At 72.4% G+C, this 25,096-nt stretch carries 24 protein-coding genes and 2 pseudogenes; 14 read left to right on the top strand and 12 right to left on the bottom strand.

Annotated elements, in window-relative coordinates; genetic code table 11:
* Positions 1-35 precede the first annotated feature (35 nt).
* Positions 36-635 (bottom strand): GNAT family N-acetyltransferase, encoded by a 600-nt coding sequence (locus EDD29_RS21420; RefSeq protein WP_123666129.1) that lies wholly within the window; start codon positions 633-635, stop codon positions 36-38.
* A gap of 117 nt (positions 636-752) precedes the next feature.
* Positions 753-1,595, bottom strand: a complete 843-nt coding sequence (locus EDD29_RS21415; RefSeq protein ID WP_123666128.1) for a helix-turn-helix transcriptional regulator — start codon at positions 1,593-1,595, stop codon at positions 753-755.
* A gap of 100 nt (positions 1,596-1,695) precedes the next feature.
* Between EDD29_RS21415 and EDD29_RS21410 the strand changes: the two genes are divergently transcribed.
* The 6 genes and pseudogenes from EDD29_RS21410 (at position 1,696) to EDD29_RS21385 (ending at position 5,419) form a co-directional block, all read left to right on the top strand.
* Positions 1,696-2,460, top strand: a complete 765-nt coding sequence (locus tag EDD29_RS21410; RefSeq protein WP_123666127.1) for an SDR family oxidoreductase — start codon at positions 1,696-1,698, stop codon at positions 2,458-2,460.
* Positions 2,461-2,613: 153 nt separating this feature from the next.
* Entirely contained in the window at positions 2,614-2,976 is a 363-nt protein-coding gene (locus EDD29_RS21405) for a DUF2089 domain-containing protein (protein WP_123666126.1), read from the top strand.
* Positions 2,973-3,401 carry an SHOCT-like domain-containing protein gene (locus EDD29_RS21400; protein ID WP_123666125.1) on the top strand — a complete coding sequence of 143 codons (429 nt, stop codon included), beginning with the start codon at positions 2,973-2,975 and terminating at the stop codon, positions 3,399-3,401. The genes EDD29_RS21405 and EDD29_RS21400 overlap by 4 nt, the downstream gene beginning before the upstream one ends.
* Positions 3,402-3,435: 34 nt before the next feature.
* Positions 3,436-3,948: pseudogene (locus EDD29_RS47750) on the top strand (ABC transporter ATP-binding protein); the annotation flags it as partial.
* A gap of 277 nt (positions 3,949-4,225) precedes the next feature.
* Positions 4,226-4,714 carry an ABC transporter permease gene (locus EDD29_RS21390; protein ID WP_123666124.1) on the top strand — a complete coding sequence of 163 codons (489 nt, stop codon included), beginning with the start codon at positions 4,226-4,228 and terminating at the stop codon, positions 4,712-4,714.
* 117 nt (positions 4,715-4,831) lie between these two features.
* A complete protein-coding gene (locus EDD29_RS21385; protein WP_123666123.1) occupies positions 4,832-5,419 on the top strand; it encodes a DUF1707 SHOCT-like domain-containing protein in 588 nt (195 codons plus the stop codon).
* Positions 5,420-5,755: 336 nt separating this feature from the next.
* Here the strand turns inward: EDD29_RS21385 and acs are convergent, their stop codons facing one another.
* Positions 5,756-7,726 carry an acetate--CoA ligase gene (gene acs, locus EDD29_RS21380; protein WP_123666122.1) on the bottom strand — a complete coding sequence of 657 codons (1,971 nt, stop codon included), beginning with the start codon at positions 7,724-7,726 and terminating at the stop codon, positions 5,756-5,758.
* 113 nt (positions 7,727-7,839) lie between these two features.
* Between acs and EDD29_RS21375 the strand changes: the two genes are divergently transcribed.
* On the top strand, positions 7,840-8,664 hold the full coding sequence (locus tag EDD29_RS21375; protein ID WP_123666121.1) for a LuxR C-terminal-related transcriptional regulator: 825 nt from the start codon (positions 7,840-7,842) through the stop codon (positions 8,662-8,664).
* Between the two features lie 180 nt (positions 8,665-8,844).
* Here the strand turns inward: EDD29_RS21375 and EDD29_RS21370 are convergent, their stop codons facing one another.
* Complete coding sequence (locus EDD29_RS21370; RefSeq protein ID WP_246052907.1) at positions 8,845-9,456, bottom strand: C39 family peptidase; 612 nt, start codon at positions 9,454-9,456, stop codon at positions 8,845-8,847.
* Positions 9,457-9,726: 270 nt separating this feature from the next.
* Here EDD29_RS21370 and EDD29_RS21365 point away from each other — a divergent pair, with 270 nt between their 5' ends.
* The gene (locus EDD29_RS21365; RefSeq protein ID WP_123666119.1) at positions 9,727-10,749 is read left to right on the top strand and encodes a zinc-dependent alcohol dehydrogenase family protein; all 1,023 of its coding nucleotides are present in this window, start codon (positions 9,727-9,729) and stop codon (positions 10,747-10,749) included.
* A 149-nt stretch (positions 10,750-10,898) separates the two neighbouring features.
* Here EDD29_RS21365 and EDD29_RS21360 read toward each other — a convergent pair whose 3' ends face one another.
* Positions 10,899-11,957 carry an LUD domain-containing protein gene (locus tag EDD29_RS21360; protein ID WP_123666118.1) on the bottom strand — a complete coding sequence of 353 codons (1,059 nt, stop codon included), beginning with the start codon at positions 11,955-11,957 and terminating at the stop codon, positions 10,899-10,901.
* 150 nt (positions 11,958-12,107) lie between these two features.
* Here EDD29_RS21360 and sigJ point away from each other — a divergent pair, with 150 nt between their 5' ends.
* Together sigJ and EDD29_RS21345 are read left to right on the top strand one after the other, a co-directional pair.
* Positions 12,108-13,046 (top strand): RNA polymerase sigma factor SigJ, encoded by a 939-nt coding sequence (sigJ, locus tag EDD29_RS21355; protein ID WP_123666117.1) that lies wholly within the window; start codon positions 12,108-12,110, stop codon positions 13,044-13,046.
* A gap of 631 nt (positions 13,047-13,677) precedes the next feature.
* Positions 13,678-14,517 (top strand): MAB_1171c family putative transporter, encoded by an 840-nt coding sequence (locus EDD29_RS21345; RefSeq protein WP_170201494.1) that lies wholly within the window; start codon positions 13,678-13,680, stop codon positions 14,515-14,517.
* A 72-nt stretch (positions 14,518-14,589) separates the two neighbouring features.
* Here EDD29_RS21345 and EDD29_RS47995 read toward each other — a convergent pair whose 3' ends face one another.
* Complete coding sequence (locus EDD29_RS47995; protein WP_342774439.1) at positions 14,590-15,048, bottom strand: hypothetical protein; 459 nt, start codon at positions 15,046-15,048, stop codon at positions 14,590-14,592.
* On the opposite strand from EDD29_RS47995, the pseudogene EDD29_RS47040 reads away from it, so the two are divergent.
* Positions 15,047-15,535: pseudogene (locus EDD29_RS47040) on the top strand (helix-turn-helix transcriptional regulator); the annotation flags it as partial. The gene EDD29_RS47995 and the pseudogene EDD29_RS47040 overlap by 2 nt on opposite strands.
* 125 nt (positions 15,536-15,660) lie before the next feature.
* On the opposite strand, the gene EDD29_RS47035 reads toward EDD29_RS47040, so the two are convergent.
* Genes EDD29_RS47035 through EDD29_RS21315 form a run of 4 tightly spaced genes read right to left on the bottom strand, consistent with a single transcriptional unit; the run spans position 15,661 to position 19,486 of the window.
* On the bottom strand, positions 15,661-16,497 hold the full coding sequence (locus EDD29_RS47035; RefSeq protein WP_123666115.1) for an alpha/beta hydrolase family protein: 837 nt from the start codon (positions 16,495-16,497) through the stop codon (positions 15,661-15,663).
* Complete coding sequence (locus EDD29_RS21325; protein ID WP_123666114.1) at positions 16,494-16,814, bottom strand: DUF4387 domain-containing protein; 321 nt, start codon at positions 16,812-16,814, stop codon at positions 16,494-16,496. The genes EDD29_RS47035 and EDD29_RS21325 overlap by 4 nt, the downstream gene beginning before the upstream one ends.
* 18 nt (positions 16,815-16,832) lie before the next feature.
* Positions 16,833-18,194 (bottom strand): acyclic terpene utilization AtuA family protein, encoded by a 1,362-nt coding sequence (locus tag EDD29_RS21320; protein WP_123666113.1) that lies wholly within the window; start codon positions 18,192-18,194, stop codon positions 16,833-16,835.
* A complete protein-coding gene (locus EDD29_RS21315) occupies positions 18,194-19,486 on the bottom strand; it encodes an MFS transporter (RefSeq protein ID WP_123666112.1) in 1,293 nt (430 codons plus the stop codon). Before EDD29_RS21315 ends, EDD29_RS21320 begins: the two co-directional genes overlap by 1 nt.
* A gap of 115 nt (positions 19,487-19,601) precedes the next feature.
* Between EDD29_RS21315 and EDD29_RS21310 the strand changes: the two genes are divergently transcribed.
* Together EDD29_RS21310 and EDD29_RS21305 are read left to right on the top strand one after the other, a co-directional pair.
* Positions 19,602-20,309: a GntR family transcriptional regulator gene (locus EDD29_RS21310; protein ID WP_211359820.1), complete on the top strand. Its 708-nt coding sequence runs from the start codon at positions 19,602-19,604 to the stop codon at positions 20,307-20,309.
* Between the two features lie 131 nt (positions 20,310-20,440).
* Complete coding sequence (locus EDD29_RS21305; RefSeq protein ID WP_246052905.1) at positions 20,441-21,847, top strand: spinster family MFS transporter; 1,407 nt, start codon at positions 20,441-20,443, stop codon at positions 21,845-21,847.
* A gap of 39 nt (positions 21,848-21,886) precedes the next feature.
* Here EDD29_RS21305 and EDD29_RS21300 read toward each other — a convergent pair whose 3' ends face one another.
* Positions 21,887-22,438 carry a hypothetical protein gene (locus EDD29_RS21300; protein ID WP_123666110.1) on the bottom strand — a complete coding sequence of 184 codons (552 nt, stop codon included), beginning with the start codon at positions 22,436-22,438 and terminating at the stop codon, positions 21,887-21,889.
* A 100-nt stretch (positions 22,439-22,538) separates the two neighbouring features.
* Positions 22,539-23,651: an ABC transporter substrate-binding protein gene (locus EDD29_RS21295; protein ID WP_246052903.1), complete on the bottom strand. Its 1,113-nt coding sequence runs from the start codon at positions 23,649-23,651 to the stop codon at positions 22,539-22,541.
* A gap of 133 nt (positions 23,652-23,784) precedes the next feature.
* Here EDD29_RS21295 and EDD29_RS21290 point away from each other — a divergent pair, with 133 nt between their 5' ends.
* A complete protein-coding gene (locus EDD29_RS21290) occupies positions 23,785-25,044 on the top strand; it encodes an NADH:flavin oxidoreductase/NADH oxidase family protein (protein ID WP_123666108.1) in 1,260 nt (419 codons plus the stop codon).
* Positions 25,045-25,096: the final 52 nt, after the last annotated feature.

The raw sequence follows: 25,096 nt of genomic DNA, 5'->3' as shown, positions 1-25,096 counted from the left end.
ACGGCCCGGACGGCGTGGATCGCCCGCCTGAGGGGCTACCCCAGGACGCGTTCGGTGAGTGCGGCCTTGATGGTCGGCCATTCGGGGGCGATGACGGAGAAGACCGCGGTGTCGCGGAGCAGGCCGGTCTCACCTGGCGCCCAGGAGGGGGCCCAGTTGCGCAGGACTCCCTCGAAGTGGGCCCCGAGGCGTTCGATCGCGCGGCGGGACCGCTGGTTGCGGGCGTCGGTGTTGATATCGACGCGGGCGACGCCGAGCGTCTCGAAGGAGTGGGTGAGGAGCAGGAGTTTGGCGTCGGTGTTGAGGCCGGTGCGCTGGGCGGAGGCCGCGAGCCAGGTCCCGCCGATCTCGACGGCGTACGGCTCGTCGCGGTCCGGCCGGGCACGGGGGTTGAGCAGGGTGGTGCAGCCGACCGCGCGGCCGTCGGCGAGCCGGATCTGGGCGAACGGCGTCCAGCCCGGACGGCCGAGCCGCGTGCGGATGTCGTCTTCGACGTCGGCCGCGCGGGGCACCAGGGTGAAACCGTAGGACGAGCGGTCCTCTTCGGCCGCCTGGGCGAGGTCGGGGGCGTGCCGCAGGGAAAGGGGCTCCAGCCGGACGCGTGCGCCCTTCAGCACCGGAACGTCAAGCCTCATGGCGCTGCCTCATCCTTCCGGCCCCGGTGCGGAGGCGGGCCGTACCGCTTCACCGATCGGTCTTCGCCCGCGATCATGGCCGGGTCCGTGCGGTAGGTCAAACCGTCGGGCGGGGGGTCAGGGGGCGGCGAAGCGGGTCTGGCCGAGGATCGACAGGAGGCGGAGCCGTTCCTCGGCCTCGCTGCGCGGCGGGGCGGTGAGGACGAGGAGGGCCTGGGACTGGTCCTCGGTGAACAGGGCCTGGCAGTCGAGTTCGATGGGGCCGATCTCGGGGTGGACGAGGGTCTTGTGGTCGGCGAAGCGCTGGGCGACCTCGTGCCGCTCCCAGAGCGCGGTGAACTCCGAGCTCGCCTTGTGCAGGGCACGGACCAGCTCGCCCGCGGGGGACCGCGGACCCATCGAGCCGTAGGCCGCGCGCAGGTTGGCCACCTGGGCCCGGCTCTGCCGGTCCCGGTCGTCCTCGGGGTAGAGGTCGCGCTCGGACGGGTCGGTGAACCAGCGGTAGACCTCGCTGCGGGCCAAGCCGGTGTGGTGGGCGCGTTCGCCGTAGAGGGCGTCGGCCATCCGGTTCTGCACCAGGACCTCGCCCAGGTTCGACAGGATCAGGGCGGGGACGTCGGTCAGCCGGTCCAGGACCCGGAGCAGGGCGGGCGAGACGTGCGTCGCGGCCGACACCCTCTCCGGGGCCGGATGCCCGGCGACCCGGAACAGGTAGTCGCGCTCACCGGAGGTGAGCCGCAGCGCGCGGGCGAGCGCGGAGAGCATCTGCTCGCTCGGCTGCGGTCCGCGGCACTGCTCCAGCCGCGTGTAGTAGTCGGTCGACATCGTCGCGAGCGACGCGACCTCCTCGCGCCGCAGGCCCGGTGTGCGGCGGCGCACGCCGTCGGGCAGGCCGACGTCGCCGGGCCGCAGCGCCTCGCGGCGGATGCGCAAAAACTCGGCAAGGGCGGGACGGTCCATGCCCTCATTATCGGGCCCCGCCGATCGCCCGGCCAGGGACCGCCGATCCCCCGATGAGCGGACTCTGCATCCCGCGGCGCAACGCGGGGAGGATCGGCGCATGGACATCTCTGGAAACACCATCTTCATCCCGGGCGCCACCAGCGGCATCGGCCTCGCCCTGGCCCTGGCGCTGCGGGACAAGGGCAACACCGTGATCGTCGGCGGCCGGCGCACCGAGCTGCTGGCGCGGATCGCCGCCGAGAACCCCGGGATCGACACCGTGCGGATCGACACGGCGGACCCCGCGAGCATCGCCGCGGCGGCCGCGGAGGTCCTGGACCGGCATCCCGACCTCGACGCCCTGGTCGCGATGGCCGGGATCATGCGCGTGGAGGACTGGCACAAGCCCGAGTCCTTCCTGGACTCCGCCGAGGAGATCATCACGACGAACGTGCTCGGCCCGATCCGGCTGATCGCCGCCTTCGTCGGGCATTTCCAGACGCGTCCGGCGGCCACGATCGTCACCGTCTCCTCGGGCCTGGCGTTCGCGCCGCTGAAGGCGACCCCGAGCTACAACGCGTCCAAGGCCGCGATCCACATGCTCAGCGAGTCCCTGCGCCTGCAACTCGCCGACACGGGCGTCCGGGTGATGGAGCTCGTGCCCCCCGCGGTGCGGACCGCGCTGATGCCCGGCCAGGAGACCAGCGAGTGGGCCATGCCGCTCGACGAGTTCGTGGCGGAGGTCGTCGCCCTGCTCGAATCCGACCCCGACGCTCAGGAGATCCAGGTGGAACGGGTCAAGTTCCTCCGCTACGCCGAGGCCCGCGGCGACTACCCGCAGGTGGTCGCCACCCTCAACGACGCGGACCCGCACGGGAAGTGAGGACACGGGTCGTGACGGGAGGGGTTGGGCGACCTGAAGACTTGATTCATTGAATGTTGAGTTCAAGAAAATCAAGTTTCTTGCGTTGCAGGGTGAAGAAAATCAAGATACAACTGCACAGAGGGTGAGTCGCCGAGAGGGTGAGGGGCGCGGGTGGACTGGCACGAGCTGACAGACCTGACGCAGGGGCGGCCGTTCGTGGTCGAACGGGTGCGCCTGGCCGGGAGCGGCGTCGCGATCGAGGGACGGTTCGAGCCGCCGCAGCTGGCGCAGCTCGACGTCAACGACCAGGTGTTCGTCGCCGCGTTCGTGCGGTCGCACGGTTCGATCAAGGAGATGGAGCGGATCTTCGGGGTGAGCTACCCGACGATCAAGTCCAGGCTGAACCGGATCGCCGAGCGCCTCGACTTCGTCGACACCGACCCGGCCCCTACCGGCGCCGACGTCGTCGACCGCCTGAAACGTGGGGAGATCAGCGTCCAGGAGGCGCTGACGGAGCTGGAGCGGTCCCGATGAACGAGCAGCGGCGCCAGATCCTGCAGATGCTGGCCGAGGGAAAGATCACCGCGGACGAGGCCGAGCGGCTGATCGGCGCGCTCGAACGCGCCAGGCCCGAGTCCACGCCCGCGGCCGAGACCCACCGGAGACCCCGGCCCAGGTACCTGCGCGTGGTGGTGCACGCGTCGGACGGCTCCGCCGACGGGCCGACCCGGATCAACATCCGGGTCCCGCTCCAGCTCCTGCGCGCGGGGGTCAGGCTCACGAGCCTCCTCCCGCCGCAGGCGCTCGTCAGGCTCAACGCGGAGCTGGACAAGGCGGGGGTTCCGATCGACCTCACCGAGCTCAAGCCGCAGCACATCGAGGAGCTCATCGAACAGCTCGGCGACGTCGTCGTCGACGTCGACGAGACCGACACCAAGGTGCAGGTGTTCTGCGAGTGACACCGGCGCGGCCCGACGAAGGGACCTCCCCCCGATGACGAGACAGGCGATCCACGTACAAGGCCTCGAGAAGTCCTACAAGGAAGTGCGCGTGCTGCGCGGCGTGGACTTCGACGTGGCGCCGGGCAGCATCTTCGCCCTGCTCGGCTCCAACGGCGCGGGCAAGACCACGGTCGTGCGCATCCTGTCCACGCTGCTCGAGCCCGACGCGGGAACGGCCGCCGTCGCCGGCTTCGACATCGCCGCGCGACCGGCGGACGTGCGGGCGTCCATCAGTCTCACCGGGCAGTTCGCGGCGGTGGACGCGATCCTCACCGGCCGGGAGAACCTGGTGCTGGTCGCCCGGTTGCGGCGGGTCGCGGACCCCGGCCGGGTCGCCGACGACCTGCTGGCCCGCTTCCAGCTCACCGACGCGGCGGGCCGGCGGGTGGCGACGTACTCCGGGGGCATGCGCCGCCGGTTGGACATCGCGATGAGCCTCATCGGGGATCCGCCGGTGATCTTCCTGGACGAACCGACCACCGGGCTCGACCCCCAGGCCCGCCTCGAGGTGTGGCACAGCGTCAAGGAGCTCGCCGGGCAGGGCACGACGGTGCTGCTCACCACCCAGTATCTGGAAGAGGCGGAACACCTCGCCGACCGGATCGCGATCCTCCACCAGGGTCGGATCATCGCCGACGGCACGCTCGACGAGCTGAAGCGGCTCCTCCCGCCTGGAAAGGTCGAGTACGTCGAGAAGCAGCCGACCTCGAAGAGGTCTTCCTCGCCATCATCGGCGACGACGCGGCGGGTCCCACCACGGCACGGACCACTGAGGAGCAGGGATGATCATGCGGTTCCTGGGCGACACCGCCCTGCTGACGGGCCGGACCCTGCGGCACATCACCCGCAGCCTCGACACCGTCATCACCGTCGCGATCATGCCGATCACGCTCATGCTGCTGTTCGTCTACGTGTTCGGCGGCGCGATCAGCACCGGGTCGGACGACTACGTGAACTACCTGCTGCCCGGCATCCTGCTGATCACGATCGGGATGGGCATCTCCTACACGTCCTACCGGCTGTTCAACGACCTGCAGAGCGGCATCTTCGAGCGGTTCCAGTCGATGCCGATCGCCCGCTCGAGCGTGCTGTGGGCGCACGTGCTGACCTCGCTGTTCGGCAACCTGATCTCGGTCGCGCTCGTGGTGCTCGTCGCGCTCCTCGTGGGATTCCGCTCTGGCGCGGGGGTCGGAGCCTGGCTCGCCGTGACCGGCGTCCTCGTCGTCGCCTACGCCCTGGCGATGCGCATGTACCACCGTAAAATCGCGTAGATGCCTGACTCGCGATACCTAACTCTATATACCTAACTCAACATACCTATCTGCTTAGACTGATGGGTCAGTGATGCTGGCGGCGGGGTGTCACGACCTCGCCGCCGAGGAGGCCCGATGCCGACGAACCCGCCCGGCCCACCCGCGCTGCGTGCGTCCGACGCGGACCGCGACCGGGCCATCGACCTGCTGCGCGCCGCCGTCGCCGACGGCAGGCTCACCCCTGCCGAGTTCGACGAGCGCGTGGAGGCGGCCCTGACCGCCCGCACCATCGACGCGCTCACCCCGCTCGTCACCGATCTGATCGCGTCCCCGGGAGGCGGCGCGCTCACCCTGCCGCCCGTCGGCGCACCCGCCCCCGAACTCCTCACCATCAAGGAGAAGCACGGCACGGTGCGCCGCGAAGGCCGCTGGCACCTCCCGCACCGTCTGGCCCTCCGCACCGCCTGGTCCGACGTGCTGCTCGACCTCACCGACGCCGTGCGCACCGCCCCCGAACTCGTCATCGACCTACGAGTCAGCGGCGGCACCATCGAACTGCTCCTGGCCCCCGGCATGACCCTGGACGCCAACGCCCTCTCCATCCGCCACAGCACCCTGACCATCAACAAGGCCACCCCCACCCCGGAAACCCTCCCCATCCGCCTCCTGGGCAAAATCCGCCACGCCCACCTCACCACCGACTGGCACCCACCCCGCCCCTGACCGTCCCCCGGACGCGAGCAAGCGGCCTCGATCTCCCACCCGCTCGCAGAGCCGCCGAGCCGAGCACGCCGCCCCATCCGGCCCGACCGCGACCATCCGCCGCGGCCGCGCCACCGGCGCGACCGCGTTCCTGTCCGCCAGGTCCGCCCGGACATCGCCGCCCAGGACATGGCGTTCGTGAGTCCCAGGGCGTCATGGATGCGCAGTCGCACCTTTTCGGTAGTGCCGGTGCCGTTCAGGCGGCGCAGCGGCCCTCGGTCGGCGTAGGCGCGGAGCAGGGGCGCGGCCGGGTCGACGGCCCGGATCGCTTTCCCGGCGCCGCTGGGCCGAGGCGCGTCAGGGTTCCTGGGGGGAGGAGGCGGACAGCCCGGCGGTGATCTGGGTCATGACGGTGGTGTCGGCAAGGGTGGTGGCGTCGCCGATGGCGCGGTTCTCGGCGACGTCGCGCAGGAGGCGGCGCATGATCTTGCCGGAGCGGGTCTTGGGGAGTTCGGGGACGACGAGGATGCGCTTCGGCTTGGCGATGGGGCCGATCTCCCTTCTGACGTGGGCGGCGAGTTCGGTGGTGAGGTCGGCGCCGCCGTCGGCGGCCGACTCGCGCAGGATGACGAAGGCGACGACGGCCTGGCCGGTGGTCTCGTCGGCGGCGCCGACCACGGCGGCTTCGGCGACCTTCGGGTGCGACACGAGGGCGGACTCGATCTCGGTCGTCGAAAGGCGGTGCCCGGAGACGTTCATGACGTCGTCGACCCGGCCGAGCAGCCAGATGGCCCCGTCGGCGTCGCGCTTGGCGCCGTCCCCGGCGAAGTACAGGGACAGGCCTTCCCAGCGGGACCAGTACGTCTCCTTGTAGCGCTCGTCGTCGCCCCAGATCGTGCGGAGCATCGCGGGCCACGGCTCGCGGACCACGAGGTACCCGCTCTCCCCGTTGGGCACGGAGTTCCCGGCGTCGTCGACGACGTCGACGCTGATCCCGGGCAGCGGGGTCATCGCGGAGCCCGGCTTGGCTGCCGTCACCCCGGGCAGCGGCGTGATCATGTGGCCGCCCGTCTCGGTCTGCCACCAGGTGTCGACGATCGGCGCCTTCCGCTGCCCGATGTTGTCGCGGTACCAGAGATAGGCCTCGGGGTTGATGGACTCGCCGACCGATCCGAGTACCCGCAGCGTCGACAGGTCGTACTCGGCGGGAATCCGCTCGCCCCACTTCATGCAGGTCCGGATCGCGGTCGGCGCGGTGTAGAAGAGCGTGACCTTCTTGTCCTGGACGATCTCCCACCAGCGGCCCTTGTGGGGCGTGTCGGGCGTGCCCTCGTAGAGCACCTGCGTGACGCCGTTGGCCAGGGGCCCGTAGACGAGATACGAGTGACCGGTCACCCACCCGATGTCGGCGGTGCACCAGTAGACGTCGTCGGGCTTGTGGTCGAACACGCCCCAGAAGGAGTACGCGGTCTGCACCAGGTAGCCGCCCGTCGTGTGCAGGATCCCCTTCGGCTTGCCGGTGGTGCCCGAGGTGTACATGACGTAGAGGGGATGCTCGGAGTCGAACGCCTCGGGCGTGTGCGCGGTAGACGCCCCGCCGACGACCTCGTGCCACCAGACGTCCGTGGCGCCGTCGAACGCCGTCTCCTGGCCGGTGCGCCGCACGACCACGACATGCTCGACGGGGTTCTTCCGGCCCAGCTTCGCGAGGGCCTCGTCGACCGCGGGCTTGAGCGGCGACGCCGCGCCCCGCCGGTGGCCGCCGTCCGCGGTGATCACGAGCCTCGCGTCGCAGTCGAGGACGCGGCTCGCCAGCGCGTCGGCGCTGAATCCGCCGAACACCACGGTGTGCGGTGCGCCGAGGCGGGCGCACGCCAGCATCGCGACCACGGCTTCGGGGATCATCGGCAGATAGATCACCACCCGGTCGCCAGCCCGCACCCCCAGCCCGGTCAGCGCGTTGGCCGCCTGCGACACCTCGTCCTTGAGCTGCGCGTAGGTGATGTCGCGGGTGTCGCCGGGCTCGCCGACGAAGTGCAGCGCCACCCGGTCGCCGTTGCCCGCCTCGACGTGGCGGTCGACGCAGTTGTAAGCGGCGTTGAGCCTGCCGCCGGTGAACCACTTCGCGAAAGGCGGGTTCGACCAGTCGAGGACCTCGGTGAACGGCTCGCTCCAGGAGATGCGCTCGGCCTGCTCGGCCCAGAATCCGAGCCGGTCCTTCGCGGCCCGCTCGTACACGTCGGCCTTGAGGTTCGCGTCGGCGGCGAGCCCCGCCGGGGGTGCGAACACCCGGTCTTCGTGCGGGTGAGAGCCGATGGGTTCGGACATGCGGATCGCCTCCGAGGTGCGTGCCGCGCCCGGGGACGCGGCTGCCGAAGTGGTCTGCGCCACATGCTTAACTGGCCGCAAAGCCCTCGGCACGTCCGAAAGTAGGTATTGGGGTGCCCGTCGATCTGATGCGTCCCAGCGACCTCGCCCTGCTGAAGCAGACGAGCCGCGAGATCCGCCAGGCGCTGCACGGATCCGTCACCTTCGCCGGCCTGCGCAAGGACGACAAGATCCGCATCACCGCGGTCGCCGGCGCGGGCGGCGGCCGGCTCACCTCGATCGTCCTCGCCCCGGCCCGCGGGCTCGGCGGGCGGAGCTGGCAGATCGGCAGGGCCCTCGCGGTGGACGACTACGCGGCGGCCGAGGACATCACCCACGACTTCGACGACCAGATCCTCGGTGAGGGGATCGTCAGTCTCGCGGTCGCGCCCATCATCGTGCGGCGACGCGTCCGCGGCCTGCTCTACGCGGGGCGGCGCACGCGGTCGGGATCCCCGGAAGTCCTGCGTTTCCTGGAGGGCCGGGCGACCCATATCGCCCACGAGTTGAATATTCGGGATGAAGTGGACGACCGCCTGCGGCTCATCCGTGCCGCCGACCTCGCCCACCACGACGTGCCCACCGACCTGGTGCACCTCCACGCGCGCCTGCGCGAACTCGCCCACCGCGTCGCCGACCCGGAGGTCGCCGCGGAGCTCCGCGCGCTCGCCGCCCCACACCCGGACCCGGCCCGGCCCTCCGGCGTGCGCCTCACCGACCGGCAGATCGACATCCTGGCCCTGATCGCGCTGGGCCTGAAGAACACGGAGATCGCCACCCGCCTCGGGCTGTCGCTCCCCACGGTCAAGAGCTACCTGCGCGAGGCGATGGCCCGGCTGCACGCGACCACCCGGCAGGCCGCCGTGGTCGCGGCGCGGCTCCACGGCCTGCTCCCGTAGGCGTCGGCCGGCGTTTCGCCGACCCGCAAGGCGGGCCCCGCCGGGCGTCGTCGGCGGCGCGGCACGGCCAGGGCACCGAACCGGCCGACCCGGCGGCGCGGCGCCACCGGGCGCCGGGCCCGCCCCGATCGGAGGCCCCGGCACCGGGTCGCCGGGCCACCGGAACCCGCGGCGAGGCGACTACAGGTGGAGGGCGACGCCCCGGTGGGCGGCGAAGGCGTCGAAGACGTCGGCGGGGAGCGCTGCGGCGACGGTTTCCGGGGTGTGGCCCGAGGGGTTGTGGAAGGCGACGGTGTCGCCGGGGTGGCGGGTGGCGAGGACCAGGTGGCCGCCACGGCCGGGGGCGGGACGGTCGGGGCGGCGGATCTCCCGGTGCACCGAGGCGAGGACGAGCCGGCCCGCGTCGAGTTCGGCGCGCAGCCGGTCGGCGGTGAGTTCGGTGATGACCTCGGCCCGCAGGCCGTGGCGTTCGCCCACGAAGTCGGCGAAGGGACGGTAGATCAGTCCCGGCCCCACCGTGCCGTCGTCGCGCTCCTGGTAGACGCCGTAGGGAAGCGCCTCGGTCAGCAGCTCCCACAGGCTGGGCGCCGCTCCGTCGCGCGCCAGCAGCGCCATGCGCAGGCAGGTGAGACCGCACCAGCGCCCCGCCCAGACCCCGTAGTCGGCCGCGCTGGGCGCGCCGCTGGTCCGCCACTCCGGGTCGTCCTCGGCGGGATGCCCGTCGTACACGATGGAGGCGACCAGGCGGGGTGTCGCGTACTGCGTGAGCGCCGGGACGGTACGGCGCCGCACGTCGGGTCCTCGGTCCTCGGTGGCCTGATGATCGGACACGGGTCGGTCGTCTCCGGTTCGGTGCAACGGGTTCGCAGGATATCGGGCCAGGTCCGGGCCGCGGCGCGGGTGTGCCGGCCGGCGGACCGCGGTCATTTAGCCGTCCGGCCGTGGCAAAGATTCCGCCGCAAGGTGGGGCTTGCCCCGGTATGGGAGGAATACCGCACTGAGGGGCCGAGTGCGGTGCCACGTCCGTCGGCGCGCGACCGAGAGCGAGCGAGGAGATCCTTCATGCGTGGAGTAGTCCTGAACGGTCCCGGCGAGGTCAGCGTGGTGGACCGCGACGACCCGAAGATCATCGAGCCGACCGACGCGATCATCCGGGTGACGGCGGCGTGCGTGTGCGGGTCGGACCTGTGGCCCTATCGCGGCGTCGAGAAGCTCGACGGCATGGCGCCGATGGGCCACGAGTACGTCGGCGTGGTCGAGGAGACCGGCCCCGGGGTGCGGAACGTGAAGGTCGGGGACTTCGTCGTCGGGTCGTTCTTCGCCTCCGACAACACCTGTGAGATCTGCCGGGCGGGCTACCAGTCCCGCTGCGTGCACGCCGTGGCGATGAACGGCATCGGCACCCAGGCGCAGTTCGCGCGGATCCCGCTGGCCGACGGCACCCTGGTGGCGACACCCGGAACGCCGGACGCGGATCTGATCCCGTCGCTGCTCGCGGCGTCCGACGTGCTGGGCACAGGCTGGTTCGCGGCGGACGCCGCCGCGGTGGGACCCGGCAAGACCGTCGCGGTCGTCGGCGACGGCGCGGTCGGCCTGCTCGGCGTGCTCGCAGCCCGGGAGATGGGCGCCGAGCGGATCGTCGCCTTCAGCAGGCACGCCGACCGGCAGAGGCTCGCGACCGAGTTCGGCGCGACCGACGTCATCGTCGAGCGCGGTGACGAGGGCGTCGCGAAGCTCAAGGACCTCACCGGCGGTCTCGGCGCGCACAGCGTGATCGAGGCGGTCGGCACCCAGCAGTCGATGATGCAGGCCGTCCGCGCCACCCGGCCCGGCGGCCACATCGGCTACGTCGGCGTCTCCCACGACGTCCACCTGCCCGGCGACGAGCTGTTCTTCGCCGCCGTCCACCTGCACGGCGGCCCCGCGCCCGTCCGCCGCTACCTGCCCGAGCTGATCGAGCTGATCCTGACCCGCCGGATCGACCCCGGCCGCGTCTTCGACCTGACCCTGCCGCTGGAGAACGCCGCCGACGGCTACAAGGCCATGGACGAACGCCGTGCCATCAAGACCCTCCTGCGGCCCTGACCGAGGAGACGGACAGCGCCCTCCGAACAAGGGGGGCTCGATCCCGCCCCGGATTCGCCGTCGCCGGCGGTGAGCCGGCAGGGCAGGGCGCGCAGGAGGTCTGCCCGCCGGGGAGGCCGGCGGGGTGGTCGTCGGGGTGGTCGTCGGGGTCAGAAGCCGATGGGTTCGCGGAGCAGGAGGACGGTGGCGCGACCGGGCTGGGGTTCGGCGTTGAGGACGAGGAGGCGGTTGATCGCGCTCGGGCGGCCGTAGACCTGCTGGGCGCGGGCGCTCTCCAGGGGGAGGGCGTGCTCCTCTACGCGGCGCAGCGCGGTGGGAAGGTCGGGGACCACCTTCTGCGCGCCGACGATCCAGATCGCCTTCGCGGCACCGCCCGCAGAAGCGGGGAGTTGGCTTCCGCTGCCAGAGGCGATGACGAGTGAGCCGGTCTCGGTCACGGCCGTGACGCTGGCGACGAAGACGTCGGGGGCGGTCGTCAGGCGGCGGATCTCGTCGGACTCGGTGGTGCGGTCCATCTTCAGGATGCGCGGCCGGATCGCCTCGCAGTGACCGCCCGCCTCGATGTCGTCGGCGATGCCGGAGAGCCGGAGCGTCTCGCTGGCCCCGGTGAACACGGCCGCGCCCTCCGGGATCAGATCCTGGACGCGGGCGCGGGCCGCCTTGGCGTCGTCGAGGAGTTCGGCGGCGAAGCCGTTCGCCCGCAGTGCCGCGATCGCCCGGTCCAGCCGGTCGGCGGACGCCGGTGCGGCGAAGTCGTCGGACGACTCGCCGGAGCCGGGCGCCGAGCCCGCCAGCGGTGTGGTGTCGACGTACCTGACCTCGTAGACCCGCTCGGCGAACTTCCAGCCCTCCGGGGTGCGCCGGTAGGCGTCGTGGTAGACGGCGAAGTTCTGGCCGGAGCGGCCGTCGAGCAGCCGTGCGACCTCCTGCATGTAGGTGCGGCCGGTGGCGGTGTCGCCGTCGATCCGAATCGTGCCCGGGTGGCTGTTCTGCACGAAGAAATCCCACTGGCTCTGCAGGCGTTCGCCGCCGAGCCGGATCTTCTCCCGGCCGCTGAACTCGACCGGGATGTTGGGCATGCGCAGCACTCCGTCGGGGGTGAACAGCGCGGCCATGCGGGGGCGGTCGCGCATCATCGCCGCGTCGGTGAACTCGGCGCGCAGCGCCTCGATCTCGACGCGGTCGGCGATCTCCTGGAAGTCGTTCATGGGGAGGTTCCTGTCCTTCGGTCGACGGGGTCGTCTTCACTGACCCGACAACGCGGCCCCGTCGAATGTGAGGTGGGCCCCGACCTGACATTTCGCCGCGCTGATCTGTCGTACCGGGGAGGACATGGCAACGAGGGAGCCGGAGAGCGGATGAACACCCCGTCGGAACAGGCGCAGCGGCAGGCGGACGAGCGGGACCCGGGCCTGAGCACGATCATGGGCGAGCGGCGGCAGCTGCTCAATCTCGCCTACCGGATGCTCGGATCGCTGGCCGACGCGGAGGACGTCGTCCAGGAGACCTACACCCGCTGGTACGCGATCTCCCGGGCCGAGCAGGAGTCCATCGAGTCCCCGGGTGCCTGGCTGACGACGGTGGCGAGCCGCGTCTGCCTGAACCTGCTCGGCTCGGCGCGCGCCCGGCGGGAGACCTATGTCGGCGAGTGGATCCCGGAGCCGGTGCCCGCCCCGGCCGAGTGGACGGCAGGGGCGGGCGGAGACCCGGCCGACCGGATCACCCTCGACGAGTCGGTGACCATGGCCTTCCTCGTCGTGTTCGAGTCGATGACCCCGGCCGAGCGCGTCGCGTTCGTGCTGCACGACGTCTTCCGCTACCCGTTCGCCGAGGTGGCCGAAATCGTCGGCCGCAGCCCGGCGGCGTGCCGTCAGCTGGCGTCCTCGGCCCGCCGCCGCATCGCCGCCGCGCGGGCCGGGACGAGCCCGGGCGCGGCCCGGCAGGCGAGCGTCGTCCGACGCTTCAAGGCGGCCTGGGAGGCGCAGGACATCGAGGCCCTGATCGGCCTGCTCGATCCGGCCGCCACCGCGATCTCCGACGGCGGCGGCCGCGTCATCGCCCACCTCCTGCCCATCGAAGGCGCCGAGCGGATCGCCCACCTCTACCTGACGATCGCCCGCCTCGCACCGCCCCGGACGATCCTCGAACGCACGGTCAACGGCCTGCCCGGTCTGGTGGTCGAGTCCGAGGGCAGAACCGAAACGGTATTCGCCTTCGAGATCGCCGCCGACCACCGCATCACCCACATCTGGGCAATACGAAACCCAGACAAACTCCACTCCTGGCGCCACTCCTAACGAACCGGCGTCGCACCCGATGCCGCGGCCTTGGTTCGCGGCGCGCACGCCCGTCCACAGGTGTCCCCGCCTCATGGATCCAGCACGCCACGCCGAAGTGGTTCTCCATGCTTCCGGCGCGGAGACGTTCACCCGGCCATCCGAGGACCCTGCGCAAAGGCGACGGCAAAAGGCGCGAAGGCGGGCACGATGACGCGGCCGGGCCTTTCACCCGCCTATGCGGGTGAAAGGCCCGGCTCGGGAATCAAGGACTTCCAGATGCGGCCGGCCTCCGTGGAGCACTTCATGACGACGCGCCCTACCGACCCCGTCCGGCGAGACCTCGCCCACCTCGGGTTCTCCGAAGCCGGCGGGCCTTGGTGAATTTCGGCGCAGCGGATCTTGTCGGGGATTCTGGTTGTTCGTCGTGATGCCGGCGTCCTGGCCATTCGGAAGTATTTCGCGCCTCGTTGGTTTTGGGGCATATTTCGTTCTCGGTAAATGCATGGCGGGGGTGATCGGGAGTGCGGAAGAATGCTGCTCGGGGCTCGGAATGGGGTGCCGGGAGACTCTGGAATTATGGGGTCGGGCCGTTCGGATCGAGTCCGTCGGTGGGGGAGGGCGCGTGGGAATGGGAGGGGGAGGTCCGGTGGTGGACGGGCTGCTTTTCGCCGGGGCCGGGGTGGCGTTCGGGTGGGCGGGGGTGCGGCTTCGGGGGTTGCGGAGGGGGCCGGTGCGGGCCGGGCAGGGTGAGCTGTGCGCGTTGCTGATGGCGTTCGGGCTGGCGTTCGTGCTGATGTCGGGGAGGGCGCGGGCGGTCGAGGGGCGGGTGTTCCCGCATCTCGGGTGGTTGCTGGCCGATGTGTGCGCGCTGGCGGTGGCGTTGTGCACGGTCGCTTATCTGTTGCGCGTCACGCGGTCGCCGAGGGAGGCCAGGACGGCGATTCGCGCACGGATCGTCGCGTACACGCTGGCGATCGCGGGCATGTCGGATCTGTTCCTGGGCAGCCCGGTGTCCGGGAGGGGCGGGGCGCTCGGGGAGCTCTATCGCGAGCGGCCGATGCTCGGCGGGTACGCCGACATCTTCCTCGTCATGCTGGGCGTGGCGATGGTCGACCTGCTGCGCACCGGGCTGCGCCACGCGGGCCGGACGAGCCGGGCGGCGTTGCGGCTGGGCCTGTGGAGCGTCTCGGCGGGCGCGGTGCTCGGGCTGGTCCACCTCGCGGAGAGGTTCGTCTTCGTCCAGGCGCAACTGTTCGGATTCGAGCCGCCCCTGCCCGTCGGGACCGTCGGCGATCTCGGATGCCGGTCGCCGATCGAGCCGCTCGGCTGCCTGTTCTCGGTGACGCTCCCGGCGGTGGCCGTGCTGCTCATCGCCGTGGGGATGACGTTGCCGGCCTGGGGACCCGCGCGGACCGCCCCCGTCCGCGGTTGGAAGGACCGTCGGCCCCACCGGACGCCCGCCTCGGAGGCGCGCGGCGAAGCGCGGTGATGGAGGCCGTGATGATCATCGACGGGGGCGGCCCGCCACCGGAGAACCGCCCCACGTCGGCCGTGCCCTGGGTCAGCGGACCAGCCGGAAGGACGCGCGGACGTCGGCGACGAGGAGATCCGGTGCCTCCATCGCGGCGAAGTGCCCGCCCCGGTCGAACTCCGACCAGCGCACCACGTGGTTCTCGCGTTCGGCGACGCGGCGGACCCCGGGGTCGCCCGGGAAGACCGCCACCCCGGTCGGGACGTCGGAGTTCGCCACGGGCCGGCCCCAGTCCGCCGCGCCCTCCTTGTACAGGCGGGTGGACGAGGCCGCCGTTCCAGCTCCGCCGCGGTGAGCCCCGCCATCTCCTCGGGCGCGGCTGGACGACGACGAGGCGGTCGCGGTCGCCGTCGGGCTGAGGACCGCCGCCGGAGGCACGGTCGCCGGGATCGAGGAGACCTTCGTGCGGGCGCTCGCGAAGCTCGAACGAGTGCTGCCGGCGCGGCTACGGCACCGGGTCCACGCGCTGGGGTCGAGGACCGTGCCCATGACGGGAGGCGCGGAACCCGATCCCGAAGTGCTGCCCGCCCTCGCCGCGGCCTGCCAGGACCACGAGGGACTGCGGTTCGACTACAGGTCGCACGACGGCCGGCGGAGCCGCCGATCGGCCGAACCCCACCGGCTCGTGCACTCGGGGCGCCGCTGGTATCTCGTCGGCTGGGACCTCGACCAGCGCGACTGGCGGACCTACCGCGTCGACCGGCTCCGCCTGAAGACCCCGAACGGCCCGCGCTTCACCCCCCGCGAACCGCCCGCCGAAGACCTGGCCTCCTACACCTCCCGGGCGATCTCCAGCGCCCCGTACCGCCACCGGGCGCGCTTCACCGTGCACGCCTCCGCCGAGGTCGTCACCCGCCGCATGCCGCCGACGGTCGCGACCGTGGAACCCGTCGACGCCGACACCTGCGTCCTCCTGTGCGGCCCGAACGACCTCGACGAGATCATCGTCTGGGTGATCCTGCTGGACCTCGCCTTCGAGGTCCACGAGCCGCCGGAACTCCTCGAACGGATCGCCGTCATGGCCGAGCGCCTTGCTGCGGCGTCGGGGAGCGCAAGTCGGTGGGCCCCGGGAGGCCCGGGGCTCACCGGCTGCGACGGGTCTCAGTCGGGCCTGGCGACGCGGTCGAGGAAGGCGCGGACCGCGGGCAGGACTTTCAGGCCCTCGTGCGCGACGCCGGGCACGAGGTCCAGGTGCGGGCGCGAGCCGAGGGCGCGCAGGGCTTCGGCCAGGGCGTGCAGGCGTTCCTGCCGGGTGCTGCCGTTCCCGTCCGGCTCGACGACGGCGAGCTGGGCGGCCCCGTCGTCGTCCGCGCCGATGACGAGCTGCACCGGCACCCCGGCCACGAGGCCGGGCGCCCAGTCGACGCCGAACCGGGCGGGCAGGTCGCCGACGCCGCGCCACCAGCCGACGGACGGGTCGGGGAGCGTGACGCGGCCCGGCGCGCCGATCGAGACCGCGGAGAGGCGTTGCGGGTGCAGGAACAGGAATCTGTGCGCGAACTGGCCGCCGCCGGAGAAGCCGTGCAGGGCGAAGTGGGAGACGTCGATGTTCCAGCGCGCGGCCACGTCGTCGAGGATCGCGAGCAGGACGAGGTCGAAGCGGATCCCGGCGTACTCGATGAACTTGTAGTTGTGCAGGTCATCGGGGTCGCCGATGCCCGCGGGGAACAGGGGGGTCAGCACGGCCCAGCCGCGTTCCTCCGCGAAGCCGGTGAGGGCGTCGAGGGAGGCGTCGGTGCGCCGCCGGGTGCCGTGGACGACGACGAGGAGCGGCAGCGGGGGTCCGTCGTCGCGATAGCGGGACGGCACCTGCAGCGCGTAGGAGAAGCGCTGGTCGGCCCGGCAGGCGAAGGACGGGGTCCGGCCCGTCACGAAGGCGCGGCCGGGGTGGTCGAGGGGGATCGTGCGGGCGGGCAGCAGGGGAGGCAGTGCGTTCATCGGTCCAGCTCCGGAAGGGTCATCGCCATGAGCGGGCCGTACTGCTGGCCCGCGTACGTGTCGGAGTCGCCGCGCGCGCCCTGGACGACGGGCCGGGGCAGCGACACCTTGATCGCCAGGGCGGCGGGCACGGGCGTGACGACGACCTCGGTCTCCGCCACATGGAAGAGCGAGGCGAACAGCCCGGGGGAGAGGGCCCCGGTCGCGCACAGTGCCGTGAACGTCCGCTCGTCCTTGGCCATGAAGTCGAACGTCAGGGTGAAGGGGCCCGCGTTCTTCGAGCGCACGAGCGCGCAGTAGTCGAGGAGGGTGGCCATCGAAAGGTTCTCCCGGGCTCAGAGGGCTTCGACCGACGAGCGGAACAGCTCGGTCGGGGTGATGCCGGTGACGACGTGGTTGAGGGTGAACTCGTAGACGGGGCCTCGGTCGGTCTCCGGCGGGGAGAACGGGTAGGCGATCGTGGTGACCAGTCCGTCGTACTCGGGCATGGGCAGGTGCGAGGCGGCGTGCGCGACGAACGTGGCGACGGCGCGGGCGGTCTCCTGCTCGGGCGCGGTGACGGTGATGAGGACGCCGAGTTCGGCGGGATCGTGCTTGTCCGGTTCGTGCGCGCCGAGCACGGCGCCCGCCCCGTAGAGCCGGAAGTCGATGTCCACATCGGCGGGGTCGACCCGGCCGCCGAACACGTCGGTGATCTTGGCGGCGAAGTAGCCCTGCGCCATGTCGATGAGTTCGGGCAGCCGCCGGATGACGACCCTGTCGCGCACCCCGCCCACGATGACGGTCTGGTGCCCCGCGAGCCGCGCCCCTTCGAGCTTGACGGTGTACTCGCCCGCCGGCTCGAACCGGGAGCCGCGGACCCTGACGGTCGTGTCGTCGATCTCCTCGTAGGAGGCGCCTGCCGTGTCGAGGACGCCGGACGGCTCGATGACGCGGAACGGGTCGGCGTTCTCGTACAGCGTGTGCGCGGCGACGGAGCGGGCCGTCAGCCGGGCTCCCGGGTGCAGGACCGTGACGTCGAAGTGGTCGTCGCGCACATAGGCGAACAGCCCGTTCGCCGAGGGCGGCACGGCGCAGGCCGCGCCGCACTCGATCGTCTTGGCGGCGTGCCAGGTCGGTCCGGGGTCGGCGCCGCGCAGGTGCGGGAGGGCGGCGAAGAGCGCGGTGTCGCTGGCGCGCCCGGCGAGGATCACCTCGCAGCCGTCCTCCAGCAGCGCCTCGATGGGCTCCGCGCCCATCATGGCGACCACGTGCCCGTCGGCGAACGTCTCGCGGGTGACGGCGGGGGCGTGCGGGAGCGCCCGGATCCGGCCCTCGTCCCACAGCCGGGTCAGGCGGTCGGCGGGCTGGTCGGCGTAGACCCGGCCGAGGCGGGCGCGCAGGCCGTCCGCCCGGCACAGGTCCCGGACGAGCCCGGCGAGATGGTCCACGGCGTCGTCGCGGCCGCTGGTGCCGCACGAGCCGATGATCAGTGGCACGCCGAGGTCGGCGCGGGCACGCAGCAGATGCCGCAGGTCGCGGGCGACCGCGGCGTCGGACAGCTTGGGCCGGCCGGAGCCGAGCGCCGACGGGCCGCTGTCGGTCGAGCCGGCGTCGCACGCGATGACGTGCGGCCGAAGGGCGACGCCCCTGCTGAAGCCGGTCAGGTCGAAGCCCGCGCCGAGGGCGCCGGTGGGCGCGAGGATACGGTGTTCCATCAGAGTCCTTCCTGAGGGGTGAGGGCGTGGCGGCGCCGGTGGGCGGCGAGCCCGAGCGCGGCGATGACGGCGAGCGCGGCGAGCGCCGCGACGTCCAGGAGCATGAGGTCCCATCCGGTGAGGTCCACCATCGCGCCGACGATCGCGGGGCCGAGGAACGCGCCGGAGCTCGACCCGAGCGTGTAGATGCCCGCGTAGGTGCCGACCAGTTCGTCCGACGGCGCGAGGTCCCACAGCAGGACGACCGCGTTGACGGCGAATCCGGCGTAGCCGATCGCGCCGACGGACATCGCGACCATGGTGAGCGTCGCGTCGCCCGCACCGGTGCCGAGCACCATCGAGACGACGAACAGCAGCATGCCGCCGGTGATCACGCGGACCCGGCCGAGGCGCCGGGCGAGCAGCGCCACGGGGTAGGCGGCGGCGAGGAAGACCAGGCCGGCGGGCAGGGCGAGGCCGCCCGCCTCGCCGCGCGTCAGGCCGAGCGTCTGCGTGCCGTAGGTGGTGATGTGCGCCCGCGACGCCGCCCAGGCCCCGGCGAAGAGGAAGATGATGACGATGAGCAGGACCCTGCTGCGGTCCCGGTCGGCGAAGATGTCCCGGACCGACTCGCGGACGGTCGGGTGCCGGTCGGTCTCGGCGCGGGCGGCGTCGGCGGCGAGCGCCGCCCGGTAGCCGGGCGATTCACTGTCCCGGACCGTCAGCCCGAGCACCGTGGTGGACGCCAGCATCAGGGCGGCGGGGACCGCGAAGGCGAGCGCGGGGTGGTCGTCGATCAGGAAGATGCTGATGAGGGCCGACACGATCACCGTGAGACCGATGGCGATCTTGACGACCGCGTTGGCCTCGCTGCGCCGTCGCGGCGAGACGTAGTCGGGCATCAGCGCCTCGGCCACCGGCTTGAAGGTGTTGCCGACCAGCGCGAAGCAGAAGACCGCGGCCACCAGCAATGGCAGCGTCGGGGCGTGCGGGATGAGCACGAACAGCAGGGCGGCGACCGGCATCCCCACGAGCAGGAAGGGCATCCGGCGGCCCCGGCGGGTGCGGGTGCGGTCGGACAGGTTGCCTATCCACGGCTGGATGAACAGCCCGAGGAAGTTGTCCATGCCCATGATGAGCCCGATGAGGGCGGCGCTCGCGATGTGCTCCTTGAGCAGGGGCGGGACCTGGGCGTCGTAGAAGTTCCAGGCCGATTCCTGGGCGAAGACGGCGAGCGCGACCAGGAAGACGATCCGGGCTCCGCCGGGGCCCGATCGCGCCTGTTCCTGCCGTGGGGCGTGCGCCTTCGGCATGTGGACTCCTGAGGGGGTGGGGTGGGGTATGAGGGGCCTCACCGTACTTTGCTATAGCAAAATCAGCAAGGGTTGCAAAAACTCCTTTCGGTGGCATCGCGTATCGTGGGGTCCCGTGTCGACACCTCCGAGCGAGGCCCCTGCGGCCTCCACCCTCGCCGAGCGGACCTACCACGCCCTGCGCGGCCTCATCGGCAGCGGTGAACTGGCGCCCGGCGTCAAGGTCACCGAACGCGGCCTCGCCGAACGGATGGGCGTCAGCGCCACCCCGGTCAGGGAGGCTATCCGGAGGCTGGAGCTGGACGGCCTGATCGAACGGCTCGGCCCCCGCACCCTGGTCGTCGCCCGGATCTATCCGGACTCCGTGCGCGAACTCGCCGAAGTGGAGGCCGCGCTGCGCGGGCTCGCCGCCCGGTTCGCGGCCCGGCACGCCACCGAGGCCGATCTCGACGCGCTCGACGCCCTGCTGGACGAGGCCGACGACCTCGTCGTCCTCATCGAGCGCCGCAGGGGGGAGGGAGAGCCCGTGACGCGGTACGTCGAGCGCATCCTCGACGTCCTGGCGCGCTTCAACGACGGGGTGAACGCCGCGGCCCGCAACCCGGTCCTGGTCCGGCTGCTCGCGCAGACCCGGTCGTTCACCCCCGACGAGCAGCGCGAACTCACCAGGCGCGCCGCCGAGGCCGACCCGGCTTTCGCCGCCGACCGCTACACCGGCCACCGCGCCCTCGTCCGCGCCCTCCGCGCCGGTGACGCCGCCGAAGCCGAGCGGATGGCCACCGTCCACACGGCCCAGGCCCTCCTGGACCTGCGTCACCCCTGACCCCACCCCACCTACGGCTTTGAGAATCTCAGGGGAGATGCGGGCTGGATCGTGGACTGTCGCGGGCGGGCCTGATGATCATGAAGCAGCACGCTGGGAGGCGCCATCGACCGCCCATCCCTGGACTGATCGTGATCTCCTCTCCCGGCTCCGCGTCGGCCGCGGCCGACGCACGCGTTCCCGGCGCCCACCGCGTGCTCGCGCTCCTGACGCTGGCCAACTTCATGAACTTCTACGACCGGACGGTGCCGGCGATCGTCGTCGAGCCGATCAAGGCGGAGTTCGGGCTGGGCGACGGCCACATCGGCGCGGTGACCAGTGCGTTCACCGTGGTCTACGCGCTGGCAGGCATCGCACTCGGACGCGTCGCCGACCGGGGTTCGCGCCGCAGGGTGATGGCCGGGGGCCTCGTCGTGTGGAGCCTGTTCACCGCGGTCAGCGGAGGCGCGTGGAGCTTCGCGGCGCTGCTGCTGTTCCGGCTGGGCGTCGGGATCGGCGAGGCCTCCTACGCGCCCGCCGCCAACGCGATGATCTTCGACGTGTTCCCGCCGGGGCGGCGCGCCCGCGCGATCGGGGTCTTCCAGCTCGGCATCCCGGTCGGGCTGCTCGCCGCCTTCCTCAGCGTCGGCTGGATCGTGGAGGCGACCGGCTCCTGGCGCGTCCCGTTCCTCCTGGCCGCCGTGCCGGGGTTCGTGCTCGCCGCCCTGATGCTCACGCTGCCCGAGCCGCGGCGCGACGCGGCCGGTCGCGCGGCCGCGCCGCCCCTGCGGCAGGCGGTCCGCTCGATCCTGGCGATCCCGACCGTGCGGCGGCTCGTCCTCGCCGGGGTCGGCGTCCAGATCCCGGCCCACTCCATGACCACGTTCCTCGTCCCGTACCTGCAACGCCACTTCGGCCTCGGGATCGGGGCGGCGGCCCAGTCGGCGGGCCTCGTCCTCGGACTCACCGGCATCGCCGGACTGCTCCTGGGCGGCGTCGCCGCCGACCGGGCGGGCAGGCGCTCCCTGCCGGCCCGGATGACGGCCGGCGCGGCGGGCGTCGCCCTGTCCGCGCCGCTCACCCTCGCCGCGCTGCTCGCCGACGCGACGGCCGTCACCGCCTTCCTCACCCTGTTCGCCGCCGGATGGCTCTTCCACTACTTCTTCATCACCACCGCGCTCCCGGCGATCGCCGACGTGGTCGAGCCGCACCTGCGCGCCACCGCGGTGGCCGTCTACTACGCCTCCTTCTACCTCCTGGGCGGCGCGTTCGGCCCGATCGTCACGGGAGCGCTCTCCGACAGGTTCACCGCGATAGTCCCCGCCGCTTCGGCCGCGGCCGCCGACGCGGCGGGCCTGCACTACGCGCTCCTCGTCGTCGTCCCCGTCTTCCTTCTCCTGGGCGCCCTCGCCCTCTGGACGGCGGGCCGCACCATCACCACCGACCACACCCGCATGCTCGCCAGGACGACGGTCTCCGATCGGCCCGCCCGGGACGTCGCCGGGCGCGGCGAGGCGGAGCTCGACCGCCCGGCACCCGGCCCGCCGGTCTCCGGCTAGGACGGGTGGGTCCGGGTCGGCTGCGCCTGCCGCGTGGGCCTACTTCTCGCGGACGGCGGTGGAGACGTCCGGTAGGTACTGGACCAGGTCGCGGCGCAGGGACTCCGGGGAGGGCGTGAGCACGGAGAGGGCGTCCTCGTCCGGGGACGGCAGGTGCAGTCGCTCACCGATGACGGCGCCGCCGTGGACGCGGACGCGGGTCCGGACGGCGTGCCGGATCACCGCGCGCCGACGGGCTCCGGCGTCGTCCGGGGTCGTGGCCGCCTTGATGAGGACGTCGGCCTCGGTGAGGTCGGGGGTCCGCTCGACCGTGACGAGCCCGTGAACCTGCGCCCGCATGAAGGGGTGCTCGCGCACATGGGCGACGAGCCCTTGCACCGCGTCGTCGGGCCCGCCGACGCAGAGCCGTACGACGAGGTCGCGACCGAAGTCGGGGAGCGGCGGCCCGGCGACGCCCGGACCGCTCAGGTGCGCCCATTCATGGACCATCACCCCGAAATCCTCCCCGAGATGCTCGTACAGCACCTCGCTGAGCTCGACGATGTCGCCCTCGTCGACCCGCACGGTCACGAAATAGGTGGGGTGGTGCATCGCCGCCTCCTGACCGAGGCCCCATCCGGAGCACTTGTATGAGATGGACGGATTCCGAAACCGCGATCCCGTCCGCACGGCATGGCGATCCGGCCGCGCGCTAGCCGGTGTGCAGGATCCGCAGCCGTTCGGGATCGGCCGGATCCCGGTCGACGACCTGGACCGGGGGCCACGCCCATTGCCAGACGCCGATGCCGGGCGTGCGGGAGAACCGGATCGTTCCGCGGGTGCCTTCGACCGCGACGCGAGGCCAGGACTCGGCGACGCGCGCCCGGTCGGTGCCATGCGAGCGCAGCGCCTCGGCGAGGACGGCGATCGTGTCATAGCCCTCGAAGGCGACGAACGAGGGGGCCTGCGCCAGCCGCGCGCGGAGGGCCGCCTCGACTCGCGCGCCGAGCGGGCCGAGGCGTTCCGGCAGGTAGCGCAGGAACGGGACCGCGGCGCCGTCGTCGCCCAGCGCCGTCGCCCACGCGGCGAACTCCGGCTGCCCGGCCGGGGCGCCGATCATGATCCCGGCGAGGCGCCGGTCGCGGCGGACGGATCCGACGATCGACATCGCCGGCTCCGGGTGGCCGACGAGGAGGAGCAGCGCGGTCGCGCCGTCGGCGACGAGCTCGCCGCACAGGTCCGCGGGGGTGAGGGCGCGCATGTCGAGTTCGGTGACGGTGCCGCCGCGCGGCGCGAGGCGGTCCCGCAGGAGCCGGGCCCCGGACGCCCAGTAGACGCTCGGCTCGGCCGCGACCGCGACGCGACGGTGGCCCGCGCCGAGGAGGAAGTCCGCGTAGATCCGCCAGCCGTGGGACTGCGCCGGGGCGAGGCGCGCGACCCAGGGGGTGGGCTGCTCGGTGAGCGTGTCGAGCACCGCCGACGAGCAGAGGAACGGCACACCGAGGGCGTCGGCCCTGGCGGCGGCGGAGCGGGCGACGACGCTGTGGTACTCGCCCGCCAAGGCGGTCACGCCGAGGCCGACCAGTTCGTCCACGGCCGCCTCGGCCTTCCGCGGATCCGCCGCGGTGTCCCGGACGACCAGTTCGAGCGGCCTCCCGGCGATCCCGCCCGCGTCGTTGACCTCGTCCACGGCGAGCTCGAGTCCGGCGAGCAGCTGCCGGCCCGCCTCGACCCAGCCCGGTGGGCTCAGCGGCACGAGGGCGCCGATCCGAACGGCGGTGCCGTCGGCCCGCCGCGTTCCCGGTGACGATGGTGGTCCGGACACGGGTCGACGTCCTTCGTATGGCGATTCGCCTGCGTTCTGCCCGATCATGGAGCGAAGGTACCCATCGCGGTCGAGACGGCGAGCGGTTTTCCTCCGGAGCCGGTGAACCCGGCACAGGATGCGAGGAGAGAACATGAGTCCCACCCCCGTCGACCGCGGCAGGCTGGGCGCGCCCCTCGCCTTCCGGGAGGGCCGGAGCCTGTCCAACCGGCTGATGAAGTCGGCGCTGAGCGAGGGGCTCGCCGAGCCCGACGGAGCGCCCGGCGCCCGGCTGGAGGAGCTCTACCGCAGGTGGAGCACGGGCGGCTACGGACTCCTGGTGACCGGCAACGTCATAGTCGACCACCGGCACCTGGGCGAGCCGGGCAACGTCGTGGTCGAGGACGACCGCCATCTCGCCGCGCTGACCCGGTGGGCCGCGGCCTACAAGGCGAACGGCGGCCCGATCTGGGCGCAGCTCAACCATCCGGGTCGTCAGGCCAACCAGCGCACCGGACGCCACCGCCCGGTCGCGCCCAGCGCGATCGCCGCCCGGGTGCCCGGCGCGGCCAAGCCGCGCGCCCTGCGGGACGAGGAGGTCCGCGACATCATCGGCCGGTTCGGCACGGCGGCGGCGGTCATCGAGGCGGCGGGGTTCGACGGGGTGCAGATCCACGGGGCGCACGGCTACCTCGTCACGCAGTTCCTCTCGCCCCTGTCCAACCTGCGCGATGACGCGTGGGGCGGCGATCCGGAACGCCGACGCGCCTTCGTCATCGAGGTGTTCCGGGCGATCCGCGCCGGCGTCGCGCCCGGCTTCGGCGTCGGGATCAAGCTGAACTCCGCGGACTTCCAGCGCGGCGGGTTCACCGAGGCGGAGTCCCGGGAGGTCGTCCGGGCCCTCGTCGCCGAGGGCGTCGACCTCATCGAGGTCAGCGGCGGATCCTATGAGGCCCCGGCGATGATGGGCGTGCTGGCCGAGTCCACCCGGGCCCGTGAGGCCTACTTCCTGGACTACGCCAGGACGGTCCGCGACGTCGCCGGGGAGGTGCCGATCGCCGTCACCGGCGGCTTCCGCACCCGCGCGGCCATGGAACGGGCCCTCGCCGACGGCGACTGCGACGTCATCGGGATCGGCCGGCCCGCCTGCCTCACCCCCGACGCCGGCGCGGCCCTCCTCGACCGGGGCCGGGACCGCCTGGACGCCCCCGCCATCCGGGCCGGCGCGCGCGCCCTGCTCGGCCGCCTCACCGACCTGCGGAAAGTGGACAGCGCGGTGAACCTCCAATGGCACGCCGACCAGCTCCACCGCATGGCCGCGGGCCTCGACCCCGACCCCGCCCTCCCGTGGTGGCGCACCCTCACCTCGATGCTCCGCCGCGGCCCCGGCGCCCTCCGCCCCAAACGGGGCTGACCTCCCCCCGCGCCGGGCCGGGACCGACGGGCCGGGTGGTAATGCCGGTCCC

It is taken from the genome of Actinocorallia herbida (assembly GCF_003751225.1).
Classification (GTDB): Bacteria; Actinomycetota; Actinomycetes; order Streptosporangiales; family Streptosporangiaceae; genus Actinocorallia; species Actinocorallia herbida.
Note: the sequence above shows the minus strand (reverse complement) of the source record. Positions and strands in the feature narration are given on the sequence as shown.

Bases quoted from the DNA above. Each gene is read 5' to 3' on its own strand.
- EDD29_RS21420 (WP_123666129.1), bottom strand. From the start codon at position 635: ATGAGGCTTGACGTTCCGGTGCTGAAGGGCGCACGCGTCCGGCTGGAG.
- EDD29_RS21415 (WP_123666128.1), bottom strand. From the start codon at position 1,595: ATGGACCGTCCCGCCCTTGCCGAGTTTTTGCGCATCCGCCGCGAGGCG.
- EDD29_RS21410 (WP_123666127.1), top strand. From the start codon at position 1,696: ATGGACATCTCTGGAAACACCATCTTCATCCCGGGCGCCACCAGCGGC.
- EDD29_RS21400 (WP_123666125.1), top strand. From the start codon at position 2,973: ATGAACGAGCAGCGGCGCCAGATCCTGCAGATGCTGGCCGAGGGAAAG.
- EDD29_RS21390 (WP_123666124.1), top strand. From the start codon at position 4,226: ATGATCATGCGGTTCCTGGGCGACACCGCCCTGCTGACGGGCCGGACC.
- EDD29_RS21385 (WP_123666123.1), top strand. From the start codon at position 4,832: ATGCCGACGAACCCGCCCGGCCCACCCGCGCTGCGTGCGTCCGACGCG.
- acs (WP_123666122.1), bottom strand. From the start codon at position 7,726: ATGTCCGAACCCATCGGCTCTCACCCGCACGAAGACCGGGTGTTCGCA.
- EDD29_RS21365 (WP_123666119.1), top strand. From the start codon at position 9,727: ATGCGTGGAGTAGTCCTGAACGGTCCCGGCGAGGTCAGCGTGGTGGAC.
- EDD29_RS21360 (WP_123666118.1), bottom strand. From the start codon at position 11,957: ATGAACGACTTCCAGGAGATCGCCGACCGCGTCGAGATCGAGGCGCTG.
- sigJ (WP_123666117.1), top strand. From the start codon at position 12,108: ATGAACACCCCGTCGGAACAGGCGCAGCGGCAGGCGGACGAGCGGGAC.
- EDD29_RS47995 (WP_342774439.1), bottom strand. From the start codon at position 15,048: ATGGGCACGGTCCTCGACCCCAGCGCGTGGACCCGGTGCCGTAGCCGC.
- EDD29_RS47035 (WP_123666115.1), bottom strand. From the start codon at position 16,497: ATGAACGCACTGCCTCCCCTGCTGCCCGCCCGCACGATCCCCCTCGAC.
- EDD29_RS21325 (WP_123666114.1), bottom strand. From the start codon at position 16,814: ATGGCCACCCTCCTCGACTACTGCGCGCTCGTGCGCTCGAAGAACGCG.
- EDD29_RS21320 (WP_123666113.1), bottom strand. From the start codon at position 18,194: ATGGAACACCGTATCCTCGCGCCCACCGGCGCCCTCGGCGCGGGCTTC.
- EDD29_RS21315 (WP_123666112.1), bottom strand. From the start codon at position 19,486: ATGCCGAAGGCGCACGCCCCACGGCAGGAACAGGCGCGATCGGGCCCC.
- EDD29_RS21300 (WP_123666110.1), bottom strand. From the start codon at position 22,438: ATGCACCACCCCACCTATTTCGTGACCGTGCGGGTCGACGAGGGCGAC.
- EDD29_RS21290 (WP_123666108.1), top strand. From the start codon at position 23,785: ATGAGTCCCACCCCCGTCGACCGCGGCAGGCTGGGCGCGCCCCTCGCC.